Consider the following 22,689-nt stretch of genomic DNA (forward strand, 5'->3'; position numbering starts at 1 on the left):
GGGTGCGGCTCGACACCAACAAGGCCCTCGAGGCGGCCATCGGTCTCTACCGCGACAGCGGATACACCGAGGTCCCCGCCTTCAACGACGAGCCCTACGCCCACCACTGGTTCGAGAAGCGGCTCTGGCCCGGCGACAGCATCGGACTCAGCCGCAGCGACGGCCGGAGTTGATGCAGGCGACGGCGCGCTTCATCAGTCGCTGGGGCATCGCGTTGATGAAGTCACCATGATCGGTGACGGGCTTGTGCAGCGATTCGGGGAAGCTGTCCACGGCGAAGGCGGTACTGCCGGCCAGGCCGCTGTAGGTGAGGCGCTGTACAAGCTGCGGGATCGCCTTGAAGCCGGCCGGACACCTCCCCCGGGCGTCGGCGAAGGCGACGTGGCCGCGGTGGTCGGCGCTGTCGGTGTTCCGGCCGTCCCAGCAGCTCTGGAACCGCTCGGTGCGGACCACCTTGCTGCCCGCCGGACAGATCGGGTACTTGTCCTTGAGCTGGACACGGTCCTCGAAGCCGGTGCAGGACCAGGCGGCGTTGGCGTTGGCTCCGCCGTTGGCGTTGGCCTTCGCGTCACCGGTGATGATGCGCAGGAAGCGCGGCATGGCGACCACCTTGGTGGTGGGGCTGCCGACGAAGGTGAGGCTCGCGGACGTGGGAGTGAGGATCCTGCCGACGTTGCCCTCGGCTCCACCGCCGGGTGAGCCCGCGTCCGCCTTCTCGACTCCGCGGCGGTCACGCAGCACAGGCCAGTAGTAGGTCGACCGGTCGCCGTTGGTGCAGGTGGTGCCGGCCGCGGCGAGGCTCTCGTCGGTGGTGAAGGCGTCGACGCCGATGGCGCCGACGTAGTCGTGGGTGTGGTGGGCCCCGTTGCCCACCCCCGGGGCGACGATCACGTTGTCGGAGTTGTGGCGGCCCTCCGCGTTGACACCGCAGCGGGTCTTGAAGGCGCCCTTGGAGGCGTTGCGGTTGCCGCGGGGCGGGGCGGGCACGTTGCGGGCGATCTTGGTGATGTCCACGAAGTCCTCGGGCACGGGGCCGTTGCCGACAGGCGCTGAGGGTTTTGAAGCCGCGTAGGTGCTGGCACGCGGGGCGTCGGTCGCGTTGGCCTGCACATTGACCAACGTGAGTCCGATAGCGCCCGCGGCCAGCCCGGCGGCCAGGACGATCGCGTTGCGCCGTGTGCGGTTGCGCCTGTGTCCCTGGTTCATGGTGACCTTTCCGTTCCGGTGTCAGGTGTGACCACCGTGGCCTCTGGGACGGAAGGTGACCTCCGGTTTCGATGGCGCGTCACCGTCGCGTAAGAACTGGCGCATCCGGGCCGGCCCCGAAGGTCAGCGGTGCTCGGGGTTGTCCGCGCCCGGGCGGCAGCCGGCGTCCCACTGTGCGCGCTGGTTGCCGTGAGCGGGGACCCCTCCTGCCCGCTTCAGCAGGGCCGCGATGTGCATCAGGTTCCAGGTCATGAAACTGGTGTTGCGGTTGGTGAAGTCGTTCTCCGGGCCGCCCGAGTCCGGGTCCAGGTACGACGGTCCGGGGCCGGCCGCGCCGATCCAGCCGGCGTCCGCCTGGGGCGGGATCGTGTAGCCGAGGTGCTGGAGGCTGTAGAGGACGTTCATCGCGCAGTGCTTGATGCCGTCCTCGTTGCCGGTGATGAGGCAGCCGCCGACACGGCCGTAGTAGGCGTACTGCCCTTCGGAGTTGAGCAGCGAGGAGCAGGCGTAGAGGCGCTCGATGACCTGCTTGGTGACGGAGCTGTTGTCGCCCAGCCAGATCGGCCCGGCCAGGACCAGGATGTCCGCCGCCATCACCTTCTCGTACAGCGCCGGCCAGACGTCCGAGGCGAAGCCGTGCTCGGTCATGTCCGGGTGGACGCCGGGGGCGATGTCGTGGTCGACGGCGCGGATCAGCTCCGTGGTCACCCCCGCGGCGTCCATGATCGACCGGCTCTTGTCGATCAGGCCCTGGGTGTGGCTGCGCTGCGGGGAGGGTTTGAGGGTGCAGTTGACGTAGAGGGCGGCCAGGTCGTCGAAGCGGTGGGCCGCGTCGGATGCGGAGGGTGCTGTCATGGGGGCAGGGTCTCGCACCAGGTCCGTTCTGTTGCGGTTCGGCGCACCCACGCACGTCTTACGGAGTCATGACGTACGGCCGTGCTCCCGGGGGGCGGCGCCGGTGAGCGCCTAGCGTGCCCGTATGCGCGTACTGGTCACCGGCGGTGCCGGGTTCATCGGGTCCCATGTGGTCGCCGCCCTGCGGGAGCGGGGGCACGAGGCGATCGTGTTCGACGTGCGGGAGGATCCCTCGGCCGACGTGCGGGCCCCCGCAGCGGTGGGCCGTGCTCTGGCCGGTGTGGACGCCGTGTGCCACCAGGCCGCGAAGGTCGGGCTCGGCGACGGGGTGGCCGAGGCGGCGGACTACGTCTCGCACAACGACCTGGGGACCGCCGTGCTGCTCGCGGCCATGGCGGAGGCGGGAGTACGCGCCCTCGTGCTCGCCGGGTCGATGGTCGTCTACGGGGAGGGACGGTACGTGTGTGCGCGGCACGGGGTGGTCAGGCCCGGGCCGCGGGCCGTCGGCGCTCTCGACGCGGGCCGGTTCGAGCCCGCGTGCGCGGAGTGCGGGCAGGACCTCTCTCCCGGCCTGGTCCGCGAGGACGCCCCGGCCGATCCGCGGAACGTGTACGCGACGACCAAACTCGCCCAGGAGCATCTGGCCGCCGCCTGGGCCCGCTGCACCGGCGGGTCGGCGGTGTCGCTGCGCTACCACAACGTGTACGGGCCGGGCATGCCCCGGGACACCCCCTACGCCGGTGTCGCCTCCTTCTTCCGCTCGGCGCTCGCGAGGGGTGAGGCGCCGCGGGTGTTCGAGGACGGGCGGCAGCGCAGGGACTTCGTGCACGTGCGGGACGTGGCGACGGCGAACGCCGTGGCGCTGGAGGCGGAGGCGGCGGCCCCCGGCCTGCTCACCGCCTACAACACCGGCAGCGGCGACCCGCACACCGTGGGCGAGATGGCCCGGTCCCTGGCCACCGCGTACGGCGGGCCCGTGCCGGTCGTCACGGGTGAGTACCGGCTCGGGGACGTACGGCACATCACCGCGGACTCGTCCCGGCTGCGGGCGGAGCTGGGATGGCAGCCCGAGGTCGGCTTCGAGGAGGGCATGAGGGAGTTCGCGCGGGCAGGGATGCGCGAGGGGTAGGCCCGGGCGGCTGGTGCAGGGTTCAGCGCGCGGCCGCGGGCGGGGACGTGTGAACGGGAGACCTGATGGCACGGCCGCCATCAGGACGCGACCGCCGGCCAGAGACGCGCGGGGCACGAGGTGACCGTGGCCGAGCGGGACACCGACCTCTACCTCCAGGCCCGGCGCAAGGACCGCCCGAAGAACAGACCGCGCTCAGGACACGACCGCCGCAGCGACGCGCGAGAGACAGACCCCGGCTGCTCCGGCCACGCTCAGGACGCGGCCGCCGGGAGTACCACCTCGAAGCGGCACCCGCCGGGGATGTTGCGTACGCCGGTCCGGCCATGGTGGGCCTCCACGATGCCGCGGACGATGGCGAGGCCCAGGCCCGCGCCCGCCGGGGGCGTCCGGGCGTGTGTGCCGCGCCAGCCGGTGTCGAAGACGCGCGGCAGGTCCTCCTCGGGGATGCCGCCGCAGGCGTCCGTCACGGACAGGACGACGCCCTCGGGCGAACGCTCGGCGGCGATGGCGACCGTGCCGTCGGCCGGAGTCCGGCGGATCGCGTTGACCAGCAGGTTGCCCAGCACGCGGCTCATCTCCTTGCCGTCCACCTCCACCGGCACCGGCTCGATACGGCCGCCCACCAACCGCACCCCGTACTCGCGGGCGAGGGGGTCCACGCCGGCGAGGGCGTCGCCTACGAGGTCGTACAGGGAGATCCGGGTGGGCGTCAGCGCCAGGGTCCCGGCGTGGATGCGGGAGAGCTCGAAGAGGTCGCCGACCATGTCGTTGAGGCGTTCGACCTCGGTGCGCATCTGCCGGAGATAGCGGTTCGGGTCGGCGGCGACGCCGTCCTCCAGAGCCTCCGACATGGCACGCAGACCGGCCAGCGGCGTGCGCAGGTCGTGCGAGATCCAGGCGACGAGTTCACGACGGGACGCCTCCAGGGCGCGTTCCCGCTCCCGGGACTCGGCCAGCCTGGCGCTGGTGGCCGCCAGCTCTCGGCTCAGCGCGTCGAGTTCGGCGGTGGCAGGCCCGTCGGGTGCGGCGAAGTCCCCGCCGTCCCCGAAGGAGCGCGCCGCCACGGCGAGTTCCCGGCTGCGGGCGACGACCCACCGGCCCAGCAGCAGGGCGGTGGCCAGCGAGACGACGGCCGCCATGGCGACGACCGTGGTGACGACGGTCAGGTCGTGCGCCGACAGGAACATCGCCCAGGCGACGGCGAGCGTGCCGGCGAGCATCGCGACGACACCGACGGCCGCCACCACGGCGAGGGAGACGGTCAGCGAACGGCGGCGGATCAGGCGCAGTACGCCCGCTCCGGCCAGCCCCGTCGCGGCGGCACCGGCGAAGGCGTACAGGGCGATCAGGAGGGTGTCACTCACGGTCGGGCCTCTCCTCCGCCACCGGGTTCACCGGGTTCGAACCGGTAGCCCACTCCCCAGACGGTCTGGATCAGGCGGGGCCGGGCCGGGTCGTCCTCGACCTTGCCGCGCAGGCGGCGGACGTGGACCGTGACGGTCGACAGGTCGCCGAAGTCCCACCCCCAGACCTCGCGCATCAGGTCCTCGCGGCCGAACGCCCGCCCCGGGTGCCGCAGAAAGAAGGCAAGCAGGTCGAACTCGCGGAGCGTGAGGGCGAGTTCGGTGCCGTTCTTGGTGGCTCTGCGGGCCGCCGGCTCCACGGTCAGGCCGGCCGCTCCCAGCCGGCCCCCCGTGGCGGCGGGGCGGCTGCGGCGCAGCACCGACTCGACGCGCAGGACGAGTTCGCGAGGGCTGAAGGGTTTGGTGACGTAGTCGTCGGCGCCGACCTCAAGGCCCAGGATGCGGTCGTCCTCGTCGCCGCGGGCGGTGAGCATGATGACGGGCACGGGCCCACGGCCGCGGATCCGCCGACACACCTCCAGGCCGTCCATGCCGGGCAGCATCAGGTCGAGCACGACCAGGTCGGGCCGGTGCTCGGCGGCGCGGGTAAGGGCGGTCGGGCCGTCGTCGGCCCGGTCGACGGCGTAACCGGCGCGGTCCAGGTACCCGGCGACGACCTCGGCGACGGTCGGATCGTCGTCCACCACCAGAATCCTGGGGCACCCGTCCTCGGTCCTGAGGGGCTCGTACGGCTGTTGCATGCCTCCAGCCTGGCACCGCGCCGCCGCCGACGGGGGTTGGGGAACGGCTCTGGCCGCCGACGTCCGCGTTTCGTAAGGACCGGTGGTCCGGTATGCCCGATTCGCGTTCGTAGGGTGAAACCGTGACGACGACACCTTCGGACGTCGACGTGGTGCTGCCCTGCCTGAACGAGGCCGAGGCCCTTCCCTGGGTGCTCGAACGGATTCCGCCGGGCTGGCGCGCACTCGTCGTCGACAACGGTTCCACGGACGGCTCGGCCGACATCGCCCGTGCGCGGGGCGCGACCGTGCTGCACGAGCCGCGACAGGGCTTCGGCGCGGCCTGCCACGCCGGGCTGACGGCCGCCACTGCCGAGGTGGTGTGCTTCTGCGACTGTGACGCCTCCCTCGACCCCGCCCTCCTGGTCCCCTTGGTGCGCGAAGTGCGCGACGGACGGGCCGACCTGATGCTCGGGCGGCGGCGTCCGCAGGGGCGGGGGGCGTGGCCGCCGCATGCCCGGGCCGGCAATCTCGCGCTGGCGCGGATGCTGCGCCGCCGCACCGGGCTGCGCCTGCGCGACCTCGGTCCCCTGCGCGCCGCCCGCCGTGAGCCGCTGCTCGCCCTCGGCCTCACCGACCGGCGCAGCGGCTATCCGCTGCAGATGGTGGTCCGCGCGGCCGACGCGGGATGGCGGATCGAGGAGCACGACGTGCCGTATCTGCCGCGCACGGGCGCCTCGAAGGTGACCGGCACGTGGCGCGGTACGTGGCAGGCCGTGCGGGACATGAGCCGCGTGCTTGCCGAACCCCCGGCACACGAAGGGGGAACCGTCCGTTGACCACGCTCCTCGTCATCGCCAAGGAGCCACGGCCGGGGCGGGTGAAGACCCGGCTCACGCCACCGTTCACACCCCAGCAGGCGGCCGCGCTGGCCGAAGCGGCCCTCGCGGACACCCTGCACGCCGTGGCCGACACGCCCGCCGCCCGGCGCGTCCTCGTGCTCGACGGTGCCCCCGGCCCCTGGCTGCCGCCCGGTTTCGACGTCGTGGCGCAGTGCGCGGGCCGTCTGGACGAGCGGCTGGCGGAGGCCTTCGCGCGCTGCACCGGCCCGGCCCTGCTCATCGGCATGGACACCCCGCAGGTGACCCCGGAGCTGCTGACCGTGGACTTCACCGACTGCGACGCCTGGTTCGGCCCGGCCGAGGACGGCGGCTTCTGGGCCCTGGGCCTGGCGTGTCCGGACCCCGCTCTGCTGCGGGGCGTGCCCATGTCGACACCGGTGACGGGTGCCGTGCAGCGGGAACGGCTGGTCGCGGCGGGCCTGCGGGTGCGCGACCTGCCGCCCCTGCGCGATGTCGACACCGCTCCCGACGCCCACGCCGTGGCCGCGCTGGCCCCACGGGGGCGTTTCGCGGCGCGGCTCGCCCGGTGCACGGTGGCCGGGACGCCCGCCGCCGGACCGGCCTCACCGACGGCCGGTCCTCGATGAGCGCCCCACCCGCCACCGCCCTGGCCTGGGCCGATGCCGGTCCCTACGACGCCGCCCTGCGGGCCGGCCGCGGCCCCCTGTTCCTGCGGCGCCCGGACGGCTGGCTGCTGCCGCTGGAGGTGGAACGCTGGTGCGCCCGGGCCGACTCGGTCGACCGGGACGTGCTGGACCGGTGCGAGGGGGCCGTACTGGATGTGGGGTGCGGGCCCGGACGGCTCGTGGCGGAACTGGCTGCCCAGGGCCGGACCGCCCTCGGGATCGACGTCAGCGGGGCCGCGGTGGAGCACAGCGTCCGGCTCGGGGGCCGGGCGCTGCGGCGCTCCGTCTTCGCGCCCCTGCCCGGTGAGGGCCGCTGGGACACCGTGCTGCTCATGGACGGCAACATCGGCATCGGCGGCGACCCGTGTGCCCTGCTGCAGCGGGTCGCGGAGCTCCTGCGCCCCGGTGGCCTGCTGATCGCCGAGACCGCCCCGGCGGACGTCGACGAACGCGTGCGCGTCCACATCACCGATGCCCTGACCCTCGCGGGAGACCCCTTCCCCTGGGCGCGGCTCGGCACCCGTGCGCTGCTCCGGCATGCGCGGGACTGGGAGCGAGCCGGTCAGTGGACGGCGGGCGGGCGGCGTTTCGCCGCCCTGCGCAGTCGCAGCAGCCGTGCCACCAGCAGCAGCGCCGAGCCACCGAAGAGAACGGCGGTGATCAGCAGCCAGCGCCGGAGGAACACCTCCGGCGGCAGGCCGGTGGCGGACCGGTAGCGCGCCTCCACCATGGAGCTGATCAGCGGGAACCACACGAGGAGCAGCAGCCCGGAGAGGGCGGCCGGTACGCGTACGTACATCGCCCACTCCCGGCGGCGGGCCCAGCCGAGCCCCCGTAGCACCGCCCGGTCCGCCGCCGAGTACAGCGGCAGCAGCACGAGGTCGTGCAGCAGCGCCGCGCCCACGACCCACAGCGCCACGCCGAACCAGTCGCCGGCGAGCAGGCGCACCCCCGCGTAGGCCGCGAGGGCGAACGAACAGGACAGCAGCAGGAGGTGCGGGGGGCTGCCGAGCGGGAGCCGCGGTGCACGCATCACAGGTCTCCGAACGTCATGCGGGCCACCCATTTGGTGTTCAGCACGCCGGGCGCGGCGGGCACGATGATCCGCGCCGGGTAGCCGTGGTCGGGGGACAGCTCCTCGCCGTTGACGTACAGGGCGAGCAGGGAGCGCGGGTCGGCCACCTGGCCCGCGCTCAGGGCGGCCTTGCGGAAGGCGCCGTGCCGCTGGAGGGACTCGACGAACACGTCCGGCGGGTCGTCCTCGTGCCCGACGAGGGCCGCGAGGTCGCGCAGCCGCACCCCGCGCCACCACTGGTCCGGCGTGGACCAGCCCTCCACGCAGGCGATGGGCAACGCCGCGCTGTACAAGGGGAGTTCCGCGAGCCGGGCCCGGCTGAGGCGGACCGTTCCGGTACGTCCCGTCACGACGAGCCGCCACGCGTCCCCGGCCGCCTCGGCCGAGTCGATCCCGGCGTACGCGGCGGTCTTGTTGATCTGGAAGCCGTTCGGGCCGCTGCCGGGTTCGGCGCCGCCGTGCGGGGCGAGGAGGGCGGTGCGCCGCAGCGGGTCCCCGAAGTTCTGCCCCACGGTCGTGGCGAACAGCAGCAGTGAGCCGCCCCCGACGAACCACAGGGCGCCCCGCCGGGAGACGGTCAGCTCGGCGGGACGCGGGGACACCAGGTCGTTCCTCTCCTCCCGCAGCTGCCGCAGGTTGCGCAGTGCGGTGGGCGCCTTCAGCAGGGCGTGTGCCACGAAGGCGGCGAAGAACACCCAGGCGCCGTAGAAGTGCAGGGGGTAGAACGAGCCCGGGAAGACGTAGTCGAGCTGGACGTTGAGGACACCGGTCACGAACTCGAACAGGCCGCCGCCGACCAGCAGGAGCAGCGAGATCCGCTCCAGGGCGTGAGCGAGCGAGCGAGCCGGGGGCAGGGCGAACAGCCTCGGCACGACGGACCACAACTTGGCGAGCAGGACGGGGATCAGGGTGATGCCGAGGGTGACGTGGACGCCCTGGTTCAGCCGGTACAGCCAGTGCGGATTCGTCGGCCAGGAGAAGAGGTAGAAGCCGAGGATCCCCTTGTCCGGGGTCTTGTCGTTGACCGGCGACAGGTTCGGGTTGTAGGCGGCGTACGAGAGGAGTCCCGTCACGAAGAGCACCGTGATGCCGGCGAGCAGGACCAGGCCCAGCACCGAGGTGAACCAGGGGCCGCGCAGGGGGCTGCGCCAGAAGCCGGGGGACGTCGGGAGCCGCGGATCGCGTGGATCGTCTCGCATGAGCCGACGGTAGGCCGCGAACACCCCGCGAAAGGGTGCGCGACCCATGACGAAACGCTGACGTCGGGCCCGGTCGGCGGTCGGCGACCGGCCGCGCGGCCTAGCGTGCCGGTGTGATCCGCACCCCTCCCACCACGCCGTCCCGAGGCCTGCGCCGCGATGTCTGCGCCGCCGGGGCCGCCGCGCTGCTCGTGGCGGCGTCCGTACTGGCCGGCCGCCACATCGAGGACACCAGCCGGACGCTGTTCGTCGACTGGCCCCCGCTGCTGGCGTCCTGGGGGCCGCATCTGGGCCCCGGTACCCCGGCCGCCGTCCTGGTGGCGGTCGCCACGGTGACGTACGGGCCCGTCCTGGCGGCCCGTCTCCCCTGGCGTGCCCTGCTCCCGGCCGCCTGGGGCACGGCCATGATGTGGATCCTCTCCCTCGCCCTGGTCGACGGATGGCACCGGGGCATCGCCCACCGGCTCACCACCCGGCACGAATACCTCCAGGTCGTCGACCGCTTCGACGACATCCCGGCAGCGCTGCGGGGCTTCACCGGGCACATCCTGCTCGACTCGCCCGACAACTGGCCCGCCCACGTCGCCGGGCACCCGCCCGCCGCCACCCTCACCTTCGTGCTGCTCGACCGGATCGGGCTGCGGGGCGGGGGCTGGGCCGGGATGTGGTGCATCACCGTCGGGGCGACCGCCTGTGTGGCCGTACTGGTCACGGTCCGCGCCCTGGCAGACGAGGCACTCGCCCGCCGGGCGGCCCCCTTCCTGGTGCTGGCCCCGGCGGCCGTGTGGATGGGCACCTCGGCCGACGCGTACTTCGCGGCGGTGGCGGCCTGGGCCGTGGCACTGTCGGCGCTGGCGGTCACCCGGAGATCCCCGGGGTGGGCGGGCGCGTCCGGGCTGCTGTTCGGCCTGACCTGCTACCTGTCGTACGGCCTCACCCTCGTCGCGCTGATCGCGGCCGCGGCCCTGGTGCTCGGCCGTCGCGGGGTCCGGGAGCGCCCGGTGCCGGTGGCGGCGCTGCTCGCCGGACTCGCCGTGGTGCCCACGGTGTTCACGCTCGCCGGTTTCGACTGGTTGGAGGCCTACCGCCTGCTGGTCACGCGCTACGGCCAAGGCGCGGGCGGCATCCGCCCTTACGGCTACTGGGTGTGGGCCAATCCGGCTTGCGCGGTGCTCATCACGGGCCTGGCCACGGCGGCGGGGCTGCGGCGGACAGCGGCCGTACTGGTCCGGCATCGCACCGGGCCCCCGGCCGACGTCCGCCTCGCGTTCCTCGTGTGCGCCGCGCTGGTCGCCCTCCTGGTCGCCGACCTGTCCGGCATGAGCAAGGCGGAGACGGAACGCATCTGGCTCCCCTTCGCCCTGTGGCTGCTCCCGGCCTGCGCGTTCCTCACGCGCCCTCGCCTCTGGCTCGCCGCCCAGGCGCTGCTCGCGTTGCTCCTGAACCATCTGCTGTTCACCGGGTGGTGAACGCCGCCGTGAGGACGACTCGTCGTCGGCGTCAAGCGGCAGGGCCTGCCTCGACTATCGTGTCGGGGTCGTCGCCCGGCACGGGGCGCAGGCAGGCGGTGATCTCCTTGCCGTCGTCCAGGAACACGACCGTCACTTCGCTGCTGACCGTGTGCACCACATGCATCCCGTGGCCGCCGAAGCGCTGCCCGTCGCGCCTCATGACCACCGGCTGCTCGGCGGAGGTGTCCCACACGGTGATGGCCAGTCCGTCGCCGGACAGCCGGAGAGTCATCCCGCAGGGGCCGGGTGCGTGCCGGATCGCGTTGGTGACCAGTTCACTGACGACCAGTTCGGCGTCGATGGCGAACGGGGCCGGCACCAGTGTGCGGCCGGTACACGGTACGTGCGACAGGAACGCGTGCAGCGCCCGGCGTGCCTCGCCGGCACACGCTGCGCCTTCTGCCCAGACCACGCCGTAGCGCAGGGTGGCCCGCTCGTCCGTGCCCGGCTCATCTTCCGCCTGCTTCATAAGCGGGATGACCATGTGGGGCTCTTTCGTTGTTGTTCGTGTCGCCAAGTGACCTTCTCGGTCGTTCATCTACCCCGGCGCTCAGCGCACACACTGCCGGCGGCCTGCCGTCGGGTGTGCTCTGTGCCGCATGACCCGGCCGGGCGATGCGGCGCAGAGCATGAAAGCCGTCACCTCTTCGCGACGAGCCCCTTGAGCGCGATGTTGAGTTCCAGGACGTTCACGCGGGGCTCGCCCATGAAGCCCAGGGTGCGGCTCTCGGTGTGCCGGTCGACGAGGCGTCGGACCTGCGCGACGGTCAGGTGGTTGCGTTCGGCGACCCGGTAGACCTGCAGGTCGGCGTAGCGCGGGGAGATGTCGGGGTCGAGGCCGGAGCCGGAGGAGGTGACGGCGTCGGCGGGGACGTCGGCCGGGTCCACCCGGTGGTCGGCGGTCGAGTTCTCCTTCACCACCTCGGCCTTGGCCGCCCGCACCGACCTGACCAGCTTCTCGTTGTCGGCGGACAGGTTGGTGGCACCGGAGAGGATCAGCTTGTACTGCGTGTTGAGGGAGTTCTCGCCCAGGCCGTCGGCGGGGCGTGGCTGGAAGTAGTCCAGGCTGTACCCCTGCTGGCCGATCAGGGACGAGCCGACCACCCTGCCGTCCGCCCTGACCTCGGAGCCGTTCGCCTTGGCGGGGAAGAGTCCCTGGGCGATGCCGGTGACGACGAGCGGGTAGAGGACGCCGGTCACCAGGGTCAGCACGAGGAGTGCGCGCAGGCCCGCCCCGAGCAACCGGGCGGTGTTCCTGACGGAGTTGTTCATGGCTGTCAGCACGCTTTCGGAGAATTACAGCCCGGGGATGAGGGAGACGACCAGGTCGATGAGCTTGATCCCGAGGAAGGGGACGATCAGCCCGCCGAGGCCGTAGACGGTGAGGTTGCGGCGGAGCAGCCGGTCGGCGCTGAGCGGCCGGTAGCGCACGCCCCTCAGGGCCAGCGGCACCAGTGCGACGATGATCAGCGCGTTGAAGACGACGGCCGACAGGATCGCGGAGTGGGGCGAGGACAGGCCCATGATGTTGAGCTTGCCCAGCCCCGGGTAGACCGTCGCGAACAGCGCCGGGATGATCGCGAAGTACTTGGCGACGTCGTTGGCGATGGAGAACGTCGTCAGCGCGCCCCGGGTGATGAGGAGCTGCTTGCCGATCTCGACGATCTCGATGAGCTTGGTCGGGTCGGAGTCGAGGTCGACCATGTTGCCGGCCTCCTTGGCGGCCGACGTGCCGGTGTTCATGGCCACGCCGACGTCCGCCTGGGCCAAGGCCGGGGCGTCGTTGGTGCCGTCGCCGGTCATCGCGACGAGCTTGCCGCCCGCCTGCTCGCGCCTGATGAGGGCCATCTTGTCCTCGGGGGTGGCCTCGGCGAGGAAGTCGTCGACACCGGCCTCCTCGGCGATGGCCCTGGCCGTCAGCGGGTTGTCGCCGGTGATCATGACGGTCTTGATGCCCATGCGGCGCAGCTGCGCGAACCGTTCCCGCATGCCGTCCTTGACGACGTCCTTGAGGTGGATGACGCCGAGGACCCGGGCACCGTCCGCGTCCTCGACGGCGACCAGGAGCGGGGTGCCGCCGGCCTCGGAGATACGGCCGGTCACCTCCCGTGTGCCCGGGGCGACTTCGCCCCCCTGCCCCTCCACCCAGGCGATGACCGAACCGGCCGCGCCCTTACGGATCCTGCGCCCATCGACGTCGACACCCGACATCCGGGTCTGCGCGGTGAACGCGATCCACTCGGCACCGGCAGGCTCATGCTCGCGCAGCCCGTACCGCTCCTTCGCCAGTACGACGACGGAGCGGCCCTCGGGTGTCTCGTCGGCCAGCGACGACAGCTGGGCGGCACCGGCGACCTCGGCCTCCGTCACCCCGCCCACCGGCACGAACTCGGCGGCCCGCCGGTTGCCGAAGGTGATGGTGCCCGTCTTGTCGAGCAGCAGCGTCGACACGTCGCCCGCCGCCTCGACCGCCCGCCCGGACATGGCCAGCACGTTGCGCTGCACCAGCCGGTCCATGCCCGCGATGCCGATCGCCGAGAGCAGGGCGCCGATCGTGGTGGGGATCAGGCAGACGAGCAGGGCGACGAGCACGACCATCGTCAGCCGAGTGCCGGCGTAGTCGGCCAGGGGCGGGAGGGTGGCGCAGGCCAGCAGGAAGACGATCGTCAGCGAGGCGAGCAGGATGTTCAGCGCGATCTCGTTGGGTGTCTTCTGCCGTGCTGCGCCTTCGACGAGGCTGATCATCCGGTCGATGAAGGTCTCGCCCGGCTTGGTGGTGATGCGGATGACGATCCGGTCGGACAGCACCTTCGTACCGCCCGTGACGGCCGAACGGTCGCCGCCGGACTCGCGGATGACCGGAGCCGACTCGCCGGTGATGGCCGACTCGTCGACGGTGGCCACGCCCTCCACGACGTCCCCGTCGCCGGGGATGACGTCGCCCGCCTCGCAGACGACCAGGTCCCCGATCCGCAGTTCGGTGCCGGGGACGAGCGTGCCGTCGGCCTTGCGGGCCACGCTGTCCTTGGTGGCCCGGCGCAGGGTGTCGGCCTGCGCCTTGCCCCGGCCCTCGGCGACCGCCTCGGCCAGATTGGCGAAGACGACGGTCAGCCACAGCCAGACGCTGATCGTCCAGCCGAACCAGTCCCCCGGGTCCTCGAAGGAGAACACGGTCGTCAGGACCGAGCCGATCCAGACCACGAACATGACGGGCGACTTGACCATCACCCGCGGGTCGAGTTTGCGCAGCGCCTCCGGCAGCGACGTGACGAGCTGCCGCGGGTCGAACAGGCCCGCTCCGGCACGGTCGTCGGGGGTCGTGTGCGCCGCCGGCGTGTCCGGGTGGGGTATCAGGGTGGGAGTGGACATGGAGTCCTCGTGGGGTTCGGTGCGGGTGGTCATGACGCCAGTCCCTCGGCGAGCGGGCCCAGCGCGAGCGCCGGGAAGTACGTCAGACCGGTGATGATCAGCACGGCGCCGACCAGCAGGCCGGTGAAGAGCGGCTTCTCGGTGCGCAGGGTGCCGGCGGTGACCGGGACCGGGCGTTGTCCGGCGAGCGAGCCGGCCAGCGCCAGGACGAAGATCATGGGCAGGAAGCGGCCGAACAGCATCGCAAGGCCGGTCATGGTGTTGAACCAGTCGGTGTTCGCGTTCAGGCCGGCGAAGGCCGAGCCGTTGTTGTTGGCGGCGGAGGTGAAGGCGTAGAGGATCTCGGAGAAGCCGTGCGCGCCCGGGTTCAGCATCGAGTGCGCCGGTGTCGGCAGGGCCATGGAGACCGCGGTGAAGACCAGGACGAGGGCCGGGGTGATCAGGATGTAACAGGCGGCGAGTTTCATCTCCCGCGCGCCGATCTTCTTGCCCAGGTACTCGGGTGTGCGGCCGACCATGAGCCCGGAGATGAACACCGCGATGACGGCCAGCATCAGCATTCCGTAGAGGCCGGATCCGGTGCCGCCGGGGGCGATCTCGCCCAGCATCATCGAGAGCATGGTGAGGCCGCCGCCCAGGCCCGTGAAGGAGGAGTGGAAGGAGTCGACCGCGCCGGTCGAGGTGAGGGTCGTCGACACCGCGAAGATCGACGAGGAGCCGATGCCGAAGCGGACCTCCTTGCCCTCCATCGCCCCGCCCGCGGCTTGCAGGGCCGGGCCGTGGTGGGCGAACTCCGTCCACATCATCAGGGCCACGAAGCCCAGCCAGATGGTGACCATCGTGGCGAGGATCGCGTGTCCCTGCCTCACCGAGCCGACCATCAGCCCGAAGGTGCGGGTCAGGGCGAACGGGACGACGAGGATCAGGAAGATCTCGAAGAGGTTGGTGAAGGGCGTCGGGTTCTCGAAGGGATGGGCGGAGTTGGCGTTGAAGTAACCGCCGCCGTTGGTGCCCAGCTCCTTGATGGCCTCCTGCGAGGCGACCGCGCCGCCGTTCCACTGCCGGGAGCCGCCCATGAACTGACCGACCTCGTGGATCCCGGAGAAGTTCTGGATCACACCGCAGGCCACCAGGACGACGGCGGCGACGGCCGCGGCGGGCACCAGGATCCGCACGGTGCCGCGGACCAGGTCGGACCAGAAGTTGCCGAGGTCACCGGTGCGCGAGCCGGCGAAGCCGCGGACCAGGGCCACGGCGACGGCCATGCCGACGGCCGCGGAGAGGAAGTTCTGCACGGCGAGACCCGCCGTCTGCACCACGTGCCCCATGGTCTGTTCGCCGTAGTACGACTGCCAGTCGGTGTTGGTCACGAACGACACGGCCGTGTTGAACGACTGGGCCGGATCGACCGACGCGAAGCCGAGCGAGCCCGGCAGGATGCCCTGGAGCCGCATGAGCAGATAGAGGAACAGCACGCCGACGACCGAGAAGGCGAGCACGCCGCGCAGGTACGCGGTCCAGGTCATCTCGGTGTCCGGGTCGGCTCCGATGCTCCGGTAGATCCACTTCTCCACCCGCAGGTGCCTCTTCGAGGTGTAGACGCGGGCCATGTAGCTGCCGGCGGGGACGTACGCGAGCGCCAGCGCCGCCACGAGGGCGAGCAGCTGGAGGACGCCGACGAGGACGGGACCCATCTCAGAACCTCTCCGGGAAGATCAGGGCGAGGACGAGATAGCCCAGCAGGGCGACGGCCACGACCAGACCGACAGCGTTCTCGGCGGTCACAGCTTCGTCACCCCCTTGGCGACGAGAGCCACCAGCGCGAAAGCCGCGAGCACGGTGATGACGAAGGCCGGATCGGCCATCGCGGACTCCTGGAGTGAGGTGTGGGGACATGCGGACGCTTCGAGGAAAGCGCCCGGCGGCCGGATCGGACCGCTTGTTGACGGGTCCCTTACGGCGGCGGCCACGGCCTTGACGGCACCTTGACGCATCGGCCCCCCGAGGAGCGGATGCTGGTTAGCATGGGCGGCGGCTCCCCGTCGCACAGGCGGTCGCACGGGCGGTCGCACGGGCGGGGAGAGCGAGGTCACAGGCCGGGCGAGGGCAAGGTCACAGCCGCTTCCTCTGCTGCTCTTTCGTTAACGTGGCCTAACATCCGAGCATGACGGTCCTGCCTGACGACGGGCTTGAGCTGGCCGGCGAGTTCCCTGACGTGCCCCATGAGCAGTGGCAGCGCCTTGTGGCGGGTGTGCTGCGCAAATCGGGCAAGGACGTCGAGGGGGCCGAGGCCGAGGAAGCCCTGTCCACCGCGTTGGAGGACGGGTTGCGCACCCGCCCTCTCTACACCGCCCACGACTCCGCGCCCGAGCCGGGCTTCCCCGGTTTCGCTCCCTTTGTGCGCGGCGGCCGCGCCGAGGGGAACACGGTCGGCGGCTGGGACGTACGGCAACGGCACTGTGCGGCCGACCGTGACGCGGTGCTCGGGGACCTGGAGAACGGCGTCACGTCCCTCTGGCTGACGGTCGGAGAAGGCGGCATCGCCGTGCCGGACCTCGGCCGGGTCCTCGACGGCGTGTACCTCGACCTGGCGCCCGTCGTCCTGGACGCGGGACGCGACACCGAGTCCGCCGCGCGGGAGTTGCTGCGGGTGTACGAGGAGCGGGGAGTCGCCCGGGACGCCGCGCGCGGCAACCTGGGTGCGGATCCGCTCGGACACGAGGCCCGTACCGGGCAGCAGTGCGAGTCCGCGCCGGCGGGGGAGCTCGCGCGGCTGTGCGCCGGGGAGTACCCGGGGCTGCGGGCGCTGACCGTGGACGCGCTGCCGTATCACGAGGCCGGTGGTTCGGCCGCCCAGGAGCTGGGCTGCTCGCTGGCCACCGGGGTTGCGTATCTGCGGGAGCTGACCGGGGCCGGGCTGGACGTCGAACAGGCCTGTGCCCAGCTGGAGTTCCGGTACGCGGCGACCGCGGACCAGTTCCTGACGATCGCCAAGCTGCGGGCCGCGCGCCGGCTGTGGGCCCGGGTGGCCGAGGCCTGCGGGGCGCCGCGCGCGGGGGCGCAGCTCCAGCACGTGGTGACGTCGCCGGTGATGATGACGCGCCGCGACCCGTGGGTGAACATGCTGCGCGCCACGATCGCCACGCTGGCCGCCGGCGCGGGCGGGGCCGACGCGGTCACCGTGCTGCCCTTCGACCACGCCCTCGGCCTGCCGGACGCGTTCGCGCGCCGGATCGCCCGCAACACCTCGACCATCCTCATCGAGGAGTCGCACCTGGCCCGGGTGATCGACCCGGCGGGCGGCTCCTGGTACGTGGAGCGGCTCACCGACGAGCTCGCCCAGGCAGGGTGGGAGTTCTTCCGGCGGATCGAGCGGCTCGGCGGTCTGGCGGCCGCCCTGCGGTCGGGAGACCTGGAGCGGGATCTCGCCGAGACCTGGCAGGCGCGCACCGGCCGGCTGGCCAAGCGGCGCGAACCCATCACCGGCGTCAGCGAGTTCCCGTTCCTCGCGGAGAAGCCGGTCGTCCGCCCGGACGCTCCCGAGCCGCGCTCCGGCGGCGGGCTGCCGCGTGTCCGCCGTGACGAGGCCTTCGAGGCGCTGCGCGCCCGCTCCGACGCCCATCTCGCCGCGACCGGGTCCCGGCCGCGGATCTTCCTCGCCGCGCTGGGCCCGGCCGCCGCCCACACCGCGCGCCTCACCTTCGCCTCGAACCTCTTCCAGGCCGGCGGCATCGAGCCGGTCACGGAGGGCACCTTCGAGGAGAGCGGTGCCACGGAGGCCGTGCTGTGCTCCAGCGACGCGCTGTACGCGGAGCAGGCCGAGGCGACCGTACGGTCCCTGAAGGCCGCCGGTGCACGGCATGTGTTCCTCGCGGGCCGCCCCGGGGAGTACCCGGGGGTCGACGCGTATGTGTTCGCGGGCTGCGACGCCGTCGCCGTGCTGTCCGCCACCCTCGACCGCATGGGAGTTGTGTCCTGATGGGAATCCCCGACTTCTCCGGGATCGAGCTGGGCACTCCGGCCCCCGACGGCGGCGCCGACGAGTGGCGTACGGCGGTCAATAACGCCTCCGGCGGGGACGACCTGCTCTGGGAGACCCCGGAGGGCATCGCCGTCAAGCCGCTCTACACCGGCCGTGACCTGGAGGGCCTGGACTTCCTCGACACGCGGCCGGGTACGGCGCCGTACCTGCGCGGCCCGTACCCGACGATGTACGTCAACCAGCCCTGGACGATCCGCCAGTACGCCGGTTTCTCGACGGCCGAGGAGTCCAACGCCTTCTACCGGCGCAACCTCGCGGCCGGCCAGAAGGGTCTGTCGGTCGCCTTCGACCTGCCCACGCACCGGGGTTACGACAGCGACCACCCGCGGGTGACCGGTGACGTCGGCATGGCGGGCGTGGCGATCGACTCGATCTACGACATGCGGCAGCTGTTCGACGGGATCCCGCTGGACAGGATGACCGTGTCGATGACGATGAACGGCGCCGTGCTGCCGGTGCTGGCGCTGTACATCGTGGCGGCGGAGGAACAGGGCGTACCGCCCGAGAAACTGGCCGGGACCATTCAGAACGACATTCTGAAGGAGTTCATGGTCCGTAACACCTACATCTATCCGCCGAAGCCGTCGATGCGGATCATCTCCGACATCTTCGCCTACACCTCGCAGCGGATGCCGCGCTACAACTCCATCTCCATCTCCGGGTACCACATCCAGGAGGCGGGTGCGACGGCCGATCTGGAGCTGGCGTACACGCTCGCGGACGGCGTGGAGTACATCCGGGCCGGCCGTGAGGCCGGGCTGGACGTGGACGCGTTCGCGCCGCGGCTGTCGTTCTTCTGGGCGATCGGCATGAACTTCTTCATGGAGGTCGCCAAGCTGCGGGCGGCGCGCCTGCTGTGGGCGAAGCTGGTGAAGCAGTTCGACCCGCAGAACGCCAAGTCGCTGTCCCTGCGCACCCATTCGCAGACCTCGGGCTGGTCGCTGACCGCGCAGGACGTCTTCAACAACGTGACGCGCACCTGCGTCGAGGCGATGGCGGCGACCCAGGGGCACACGCAGTCGCTGCACACCAACGCCCTCGACGAGGCGCTCGCGCTGCCCACCGACTTCTCGGCGCGCATCGCCCGCAACACGCAGCTGCTGCTCCAGCAGGAGTCCGGCACCACCCGCGTGATCGACCCGTGGGGCGGCAGCGCGTACGTGGAGAAGCTGACGTACGACCTGGCCCGGCGGGCCTGGCAGCACATCGAGGAGGTCGAGGCCGCGGGCGGCATGGCCAAGGCCATCGACGCGGGCATTCCGAAGCTGCGCATCGAGGAGGCCGCGGCACGCACGCAGGCCCGGATCGACTCGGGCCGTCAGCCGGTCATCGGCGTCAACAAGTACCGGGTGGAGTCCGACGAGCAGATCGACGTCCTGAAGGTCGACAACTCCTCCGTGCGGGCGCAGCAGATCGAGAAGCTGCGGCGGCTGCGCGCGGAACGGGACGAGCGGGCCTGCCAGGACGCGCTGGAGGCGCTGACCCGGGCCGCCGGCGGCGAGGGCAACCTGCTGGAGCTGGCCGTGCACGCGGCCCGCGCGAAGGCGACCGTCGGGGAGATCTCCGACGCCCTGGAGAAGGTGTACGGCCGGCACGCGGGGCAGATCCGTACGATCTCCGGCGTGTACCGCAACGAAACCGGAGAGTCCCCGAGCGTGGACCGCACCCGCACCCTGGTGTCCGCCTTCGAGGAGGCCGAGGGCCGCCGTCCGCGCATCCTGGTCGCCAAGATGGGCCAGGACGGCCACGACCGCGGCCAGAAGGTGATCGCCACCGCCTTCGCCGACCTCGGCTTCGACGTGGACGTCGGCCCGCTGTTCCAGACGCCCGCAGAGGTGGCCCGGCAGGCCGTGGAGGCGGACGTGCACATCGTCGGCGTCTCCTCGCTGGCCGCCGGTCACCTCACCCTCGTCCCGGCGCTGCGCGAGGCGCTGGCCGAGGAGGGCCGCGAGGACATCATGGTCGTGGTCGGCGGCGTGATCCCGCCGCAGGACGTGCCCACGCTGCTGGAGATGGGCGCCGCGGCCGTCTTCCCGCCCGGGACGGTGATCCCGGACGCGGCGTACGACCTGGTGAAGCGGCTGTCGGACGGTCTCGGGCACGAGCTGTGATCGATGTCGACGCGTATGTGAAGGGCGTGCTCGACGGGAAGCGGGCGATCATCGCCCGTGCCATCACGCTCGTCGAGTCGACGCGGCCGCAACACCGGGCGCTGGCCCAGGAGTTGCTGACCGCGCTGCTGCCGCACAGCGGCCGGGCCCGGCGGATCGGCGTCAGCGGGGTGCCGGGCGTGGGCAAGTCGACGTTCATCGACGCGTTCGGCACGCTGCTGACCTCGCTCGGGCACCGGGTCGCGGTGCTGGCCGTCGATCCGTCCTCCAGCCGTACGGGCGGTTCCATCCTGGGTGACAAGACCCGGATGGAGCGCCTGGCCGTGGACCCGGCGGCGTTCGTGCGCCCCTCCCCCACGGCGGGCACGCTGGGCGGGGTCGCCAAGGCCACCCGCGAGTCGATCGTGGTGATGGAGGCGGCCGGCTACGACGTGGTCCTGGTGGAGACGGTCGGCGTCGGCCAGTCCGAGACCGCCGTCGCGAACATGGTCGACACCTTCCTGCTGCTCACCCTCGCCCGCACGGGCGACCAGCTCCAGGGCATCAAGAAGGGCGTGCTGGAGCTGGCCGACGTGATCGCCGTCAACAAGGCGGACGGGCCGCACGAGCGCGACGCCCGGGCCGCCGCACGCGAACTGGCGGGCGCACTGCGGCTGATGCACGGCAAGGACGCGTTCTGGACCCCGCCGGTGCTGCACTGCAGCGCCCGCGAGTCGACCGGCCTGGACACGGTGTGGGAGCGCCTCGAACAGCACCGCACCCTGCTGGACTCGACGGGCCGCCTCACCGCCAAGCGCCGCGACCAGCAGGTCGACTGGACCTGGACCATGGTCCGCGACGAACTCCTCGGCCGCCTCCAGGCCGACCCGGCGGTACGGGCGCTGGCGCCGGTGCTGGAGCAGCGGGTCCGGGAGGGCGAGCTCACCCCGACGCTGGCCGCCGAGCGGATCCTCGGGGCGCTGGGCGGCGGCTCCGAAGCAGCGGGTTCCTGAACCGGCAGTCCGTCGGAAGCACCGGAGTACGGCCGGAAGACAACCGGCAGACAACCGGAACGGGGAATTCGCATACCCGGCTTGCATGACTATGCAAAGTGATACATACTCTTTCTATGTCCAAGGTCCTCACCTCCCTGCCCGCCGGCGAACGCGTCGGCATCGCCTTCTCGGGCGGTCTCGACACCTCCGTCGCGGTCGCGTGGATGCGCGACAAGGGCGCCGTCCCGTGCACCTACACCGCCGACATCGGCCAGTACGACGAGCCCGACATCGCCTCGGTGCCCGGCCGTGCCAAGACCTACGGTGCCGAGATCGCGCGCCTGGTCGACTGCCGTGCCGCGCTGGTCGAGGAGGGCCTGGCCGCGCTGACCTGCGGCGCGTTCCACATCCGCTCGGGCGGGCGGGCGTACTTCAACACCACCCCGCTCGGCCGCGCCGTCACCGGCACGCTGTTGGTGCGGGCGATGCTCGAGGACGACGTCCAGATCTGGGGCGACGGCTCGACGTTCAAGGGCAACGACATCGAGCGGTTCTACCGCTACGGCCTGCTCGCCAACCCGCACCTGCGGATCTACAAGCCCTGGCTGGACGCGGCTTTCGTGACCGAGCTCGGCGGCCGCAAGGAAATGTCGGAGTGGCTGCTGGCCCACGGCCTGCCCTACCGCGACAGCACGGAGAAGGCGTACTCCACGGACGCCAACATCTGGGGCGCCACCCACGAGGCCAAGACGCTGGAGCACCTGGACACCGGCGTCGAGACGGTCGAGCCGATCATGGGCGTCCGGTTCTGGGACCCGTCGGTCGAGATCGCCGCCGAGGACGTGACGATCGGCTTCGCCGAGGGCCGCCCGGTGTCGATCAACGGCAAGGAGTTCGCCTCCCCCGTCGACCTGGTGATGGAGGCCAACGCCATCGGCGGCCGGCACGGCCTCGGCATGTCGGACCAGATCGAGAACCGGATCATCGAGGCCAAGAGCCGCGGCATCTACGAGGCCCCGGGCATGGCGCTGCTGCACGCCGCCTACGAGCGCCTCGTCAACGCGATCCACAACGAGGACACCCTCGCCCAGTACCACACCGAGGGCCGGCGCCTCGGCCGGCTGATGTACGAGGGCCGCTGGCTGGACCCGCAGGCGCTGATGATCCGCGAGTCGCTCCAGCGCTGGGTCGGCGCCGCCGTCACCGGCGAGGTGACGCTGCGGCTGCGGCGCGGTGAGGACTACTCGATCCTCGACACCACGGGCCCGGCGTTCAGCTACCACCCGGACAAGCTGTCCATGGAGCGCACCGAGGACTCCGCGTTCGGTCCGGTGGACCGGATCGGCCAGCTCACCATGCGCAACCTCGACATCGCCGACTCGCGCGCCAAGCTGGAGCAGTACGCCGGCATCGGCCTCATCGGCACCGGCAGCCCCACCATCGGCGCCTCCCAGGCCGCCGCGACCGGGCTGATCGGCACCATGCCGGAGCTGCCGCAGGGCGGCGCCCAGGTCATCGCCTCCCGGGGCCTCGACGACGAGTGAGGCGCACGTCACACTGACCCTTCGTCAGGTACCTGCGGCGAAGGGACTGTTCCATGCGCG

At 71.9% G+C, this 22,689-nt stretch carries 19 protein-coding genes and 1 pseudogene; 9 read left to right on the forward strand and 11 right to left on the reverse strand.

The window, feature by feature from the left end; all coding sequences use genetic code 11:
* Positions 1-147 precede the first annotated feature (147 nt).
* Positions 148-1,041: pseudogene (locus ABT116_RS24160) on the reverse strand (DUF1996 domain-containing protein); the annotation flags it as partial.
* Positions 1,042-1,329: 288 nt separating this feature from the next.
* On the reverse strand, positions 1,330-2,061 hold the full coding sequence (locus tag ABT116_RS24165) for a flavodoxin family protein (RefSeq protein WP_351637401.1): 732 nt from the start codon (positions 2,059-2,061) through the stop codon (positions 1,330-1,332).
* A 124-nt stretch (positions 2,062-2,185) separates the two neighbouring features.
* On the opposite strand from ABT116_RS24165, the gene ABT116_RS24170 reads away from it, so the two are divergent.
* Positions 2,186-3,190: an NAD-dependent epimerase/dehydratase family protein gene (locus tag ABT116_RS24170; protein ID WP_351637403.1), complete on the forward strand. Its 1,005-nt coding sequence runs from the start codon at positions 2,186-2,188 to the stop codon at positions 3,188-3,190.
* A 254-nt stretch (positions 3,191-3,444) separates the two neighbouring features.
* Here ABT116_RS24170 and ABT116_RS24175 read toward each other — a convergent pair whose 3' ends face one another.
* Positions 3,445-4,557 carry a sensor histidine kinase gene (locus tag ABT116_RS24175; protein WP_351637405.1) on the reverse strand — a complete coding sequence of 371 codons (1,113 nt, stop codon included), beginning with the start codon at positions 4,555-4,557 and terminating at the stop codon, positions 3,445-3,447.
* Positions 4,554-5,297: a response regulator transcription factor gene (locus ABT116_RS24180; protein WP_351637407.1), complete on the reverse strand. Its 744-nt coding sequence runs from the start codon at positions 5,295-5,297 to the stop codon at positions 4,554-4,556. Before ABT116_RS24180 ends, ABT116_RS24175 begins: the two co-directional genes overlap by 4 nt.
* 122 nt (positions 5,298-5,419) lie before the next feature.
* Here ABT116_RS24180 and ABT116_RS24185 point away from each other — a divergent pair, with 122 nt between their 5' ends.
* The 3 genes from ABT116_RS24185 to ABT116_RS24195 are packed head-to-tail and all read left to right on the forward strand — an operon-like array spanning position 5,420 to position 7,520.
* A complete protein-coding gene (locus ABT116_RS24185) occupies positions 5,420-6,115 on the forward strand; it encodes a glycosyltransferase family 2 protein (protein ID WP_351637409.1) in 696 nt (231 codons plus the stop codon).
* Complete coding sequence (locus ABT116_RS24190; protein ID WP_351637411.1) at positions 6,112-6,765, forward strand: TIGR04282 family arsenosugar biosynthesis glycosyltransferase; 654 nt, start codon at positions 6,112-6,114, stop codon at positions 6,763-6,765. The genes ABT116_RS24185 and ABT116_RS24190 overlap by 4 nt, the downstream gene beginning before the upstream one ends.
* Positions 6,762-7,520 carry a class I SAM-dependent methyltransferase gene (locus ABT116_RS24195; RefSeq protein ID WP_351637413.1) on the forward strand — a complete coding sequence of 253 codons (759 nt, stop codon included), beginning with the start codon at positions 6,762-6,764 and terminating at the stop codon, positions 7,518-7,520. Before ABT116_RS24190 ends, ABT116_RS24195 begins: the two co-directional genes overlap by 4 nt.
* A 316-nt stretch (positions 7,521-7,836) precedes the next feature.
* Here ABT116_RS24195 and ABT116_RS24200 read toward each other — a convergent pair whose 3' ends face one another.
* Positions 7,837-9,078 (reverse strand): molybdopterin-dependent oxidoreductase, encoded by a 1,242-nt coding sequence (locus ABT116_RS24200; protein WP_351637415.1) that lies wholly within the window; start codon positions 9,076-9,078, stop codon positions 7,837-7,839.
* A 113-nt stretch (positions 9,079-9,191) separates the two neighbouring features.
* Here ABT116_RS24200 and ABT116_RS24205 point away from each other — a divergent pair, with 113 nt between their 5' ends.
* Complete coding sequence (locus tag ABT116_RS24205; protein ID WP_351637417.1) at positions 9,192-10,547, forward strand: hypothetical protein; 1,356 nt, start codon at positions 9,192-9,194, stop codon at positions 10,545-10,547.
* Positions 10,548-10,578: 31 nt separating this feature from the next.
* Here ABT116_RS24205 and ABT116_RS24210 read toward each other — a convergent pair whose 3' ends face one another.
* The 6 genes from ABT116_RS24210 to ABT116_RS24235 all read right to left on the reverse strand — a co-directional run bounded on the left by ABT116_RS24210 (position 10,579) and on the right by ABT116_RS24235 (position 15,952).
* Positions 10,579-11,073, reverse strand: coding sequence for an ATP-binding protein (locus tag ABT116_RS24210; RefSeq protein ID WP_351637419.1), 495 nt, complete (start codon positions 11,071-11,073; stop codon positions 10,579-10,581).
* Between the two features lie 155 nt (positions 11,074-11,228).
* The gene (locus ABT116_RS24215) at positions 11,229-11,861 is read right to left on the reverse strand and encodes a potassium-transporting ATPase subunit C (RefSeq protein WP_351637421.1); all 633 of its coding nucleotides are present in this window, start codon (positions 11,859-11,861) and stop codon (positions 11,229-11,231) included.
* Positions 11,862-11,885: 24 nt separating this feature from the next.
* On the reverse strand, positions 11,886-13,991 hold the full coding sequence (kdpB, locus tag ABT116_RS24220; protein ID WP_351637424.1) for a potassium-transporting ATPase subunit KdpB: 2,106 nt from the start codon (positions 13,989-13,991) through the stop codon (positions 11,886-11,888).
* A complete protein-coding gene (gene kdpA / locus ABT116_RS24225; RefSeq protein WP_351637428.1) occupies positions 13,988-15,652 on the reverse strand; it encodes a potassium-transporting ATPase subunit KdpA in 1,665 nt (554 codons plus the stop codon). The genes kdpB and kdpA overlap by 4 nt, the downstream gene beginning before the upstream one ends.
* A gap of 1 nt (position 15,653) precedes the next feature.
* Positions 15,654-15,743: a K(+)-transporting ATPase subunit F gene (gene kdpF / locus ABT116_RS24230; RefSeq protein WP_055523315.1), complete on the reverse strand. Its 90-nt coding sequence runs from the start codon at positions 15,741-15,743 to the stop codon at positions 15,654-15,656.
* On the reverse strand, positions 15,740-15,952 hold the full coding sequence (locus tag ABT116_RS24235) for a hypothetical protein (RefSeq protein WP_351637434.1): 213 nt from the start codon (positions 15,950-15,952) through the stop codon (positions 15,740-15,742). The genes kdpF and ABT116_RS24235 overlap by 4 nt, the downstream gene beginning before the upstream one ends.
* 170 nt (positions 15,953-16,122) lie before the next feature.
* Here ABT116_RS24235 and ABT116_RS24240 point away from each other — a divergent pair, with 170 nt between their 5' ends.
* From ABT116_RS24240 to argG, 4 genes are all read left to right on the forward strand, one after another.
* Positions 16,123-17,937 (forward strand): methylmalonyl-CoA mutase family protein, encoded by a 1,815-nt coding sequence (locus ABT116_RS24240; protein WP_351637438.1) that lies wholly within the window; start codon positions 16,123-16,125, stop codon positions 17,935-17,937.
* The gene (gene scpA, locus ABT116_RS24245) at positions 17,937-20,111 is read left to right on the forward strand and encodes a methylmalonyl-CoA mutase (RefSeq protein WP_351637442.1); all 2,175 of its coding nucleotides are present in this window, start codon (positions 17,937-17,939) and stop codon (positions 20,109-20,111) included. Before ABT116_RS24240 ends, scpA begins: the two co-directional genes overlap by 1 nt.
* A complete protein-coding gene (meaB, locus tag ABT116_RS24250; protein WP_351637444.1) occupies positions 20,108-21,103 on the forward strand; it encodes a methylmalonyl Co-A mutase-associated GTPase MeaB in 996 nt (331 codons plus the stop codon). The genes scpA and meaB overlap by 4 nt, the downstream gene beginning before the upstream one ends.
* A gap of 116 nt (positions 21,104-21,219) precedes the next feature.
* On the forward strand, positions 21,220-22,629 hold the full coding sequence (gene argG, locus ABT116_RS24255) for an argininosuccinate synthase (protein ID WP_351637446.1): 1,410 nt from the start codon (positions 21,220-21,222) through the stop codon (positions 22,627-22,629).
* The last annotated feature ends 60 nt before the right edge of the window (positions 22,630-22,689 follow it).

Origin of the sequence: Streptomyces sp. NPDC002130, from assembly GCF_040296465.1 — a bacterium.
Taxonomy (GTDB): Bacteria; Actinomycetota; Actinomycetes; order Streptomycetales; family Streptomycetaceae; genus Streptomyces.

What these genes read in the sequence shown, in the direction of transcription:
- ABT116_RS24165 (WP_351637401.1), bottom strand. Translation starts at nt 2,061, where the DNA reads ATGACAGCACCCTCCGCATCCGACGCGGCCCACCGCTTCGACGACCTG.
- ABT116_RS24170 (WP_351637403.1), top strand. Translation starts at nt 2,186, where the DNA reads ATGCGCGTACTGGTCACCGGCGGTGCCGGGTTCATCGGGTCCCATGTG.
- ABT116_RS24180 (WP_351637407.1), bottom strand. Translation starts at nt 5,297, where the DNA reads ATGCAACAGCCGTACGAGCCCCTCAGGACCGAGGACGGGTGCCCCAGG.
- ABT116_RS24195 (WP_351637413.1), top strand. Translation starts at nt 6,762, where the DNA reads ATGAGCGCCCCACCCGCCACCGCCCTGGCCTGGGCCGATGCCGGTCCC.
- ABT116_RS24200 (WP_351637415.1), bottom strand. Translation starts at nt 9,078, where the DNA reads ATGCGAGACGATCCACGCGATCCGCGGCTCCCGACGTCCCCCGGCTTC.
- ABT116_RS24210 (WP_351637419.1), bottom strand. Translation starts at nt 11,073, where the DNA reads ATGGTCATCCCGCTTATGAAGCAGGCGGAAGATGAGCCGGGCACGGAC.
- ABT116_RS24215 (WP_351637421.1), bottom strand. Translation starts at nt 11,861, where the DNA reads ATGAACAACTCCGTCAGGAACACCGCCCGGTTGCTCGGGGCGGGCCTG.
- kdpB (WP_351637424.1), bottom strand. Translation starts at nt 13,991, where the DNA reads ATGACCACCCGCACCGAACCCCACGAGGACTCCATGTCCACTCCCACC.
- kdpA (WP_351637428.1), bottom strand. Translation starts at nt 15,652, where the DNA reads ATGGGTCCCGTCCTCGTCGGCGTCCTCCAGCTGCTCGCCCTCGTGGCG.
- ABT116_RS24235 (WP_351637434.1), bottom strand. Translation starts at nt 15,952, where the DNA reads ATGCGTCAAGGTGCCGTCAAGGCCGTGGCCGCCGCCGTAAGGGACCCG.
- ABT116_RS24240 (WP_351637438.1), top strand. Translation starts at nt 16,123, where the DNA reads ATGACGGTCCTGCCTGACGACGGGCTTGAGCTGGCCGGCGAGTTCCCT.
- scpA (WP_351637442.1), top strand. Translation starts at nt 17,937, where the DNA reads ATGGGAATCCCCGACTTCTCCGGGATCGAGCTGGGCACTCCGGCCCCC.
- argG (WP_351637446.1), top strand. Translation starts at nt 21,220, where the DNA reads ATGTCCAAGGTCCTCACCTCCCTGCCCGCCGGCGAACGCGTCGGCATC.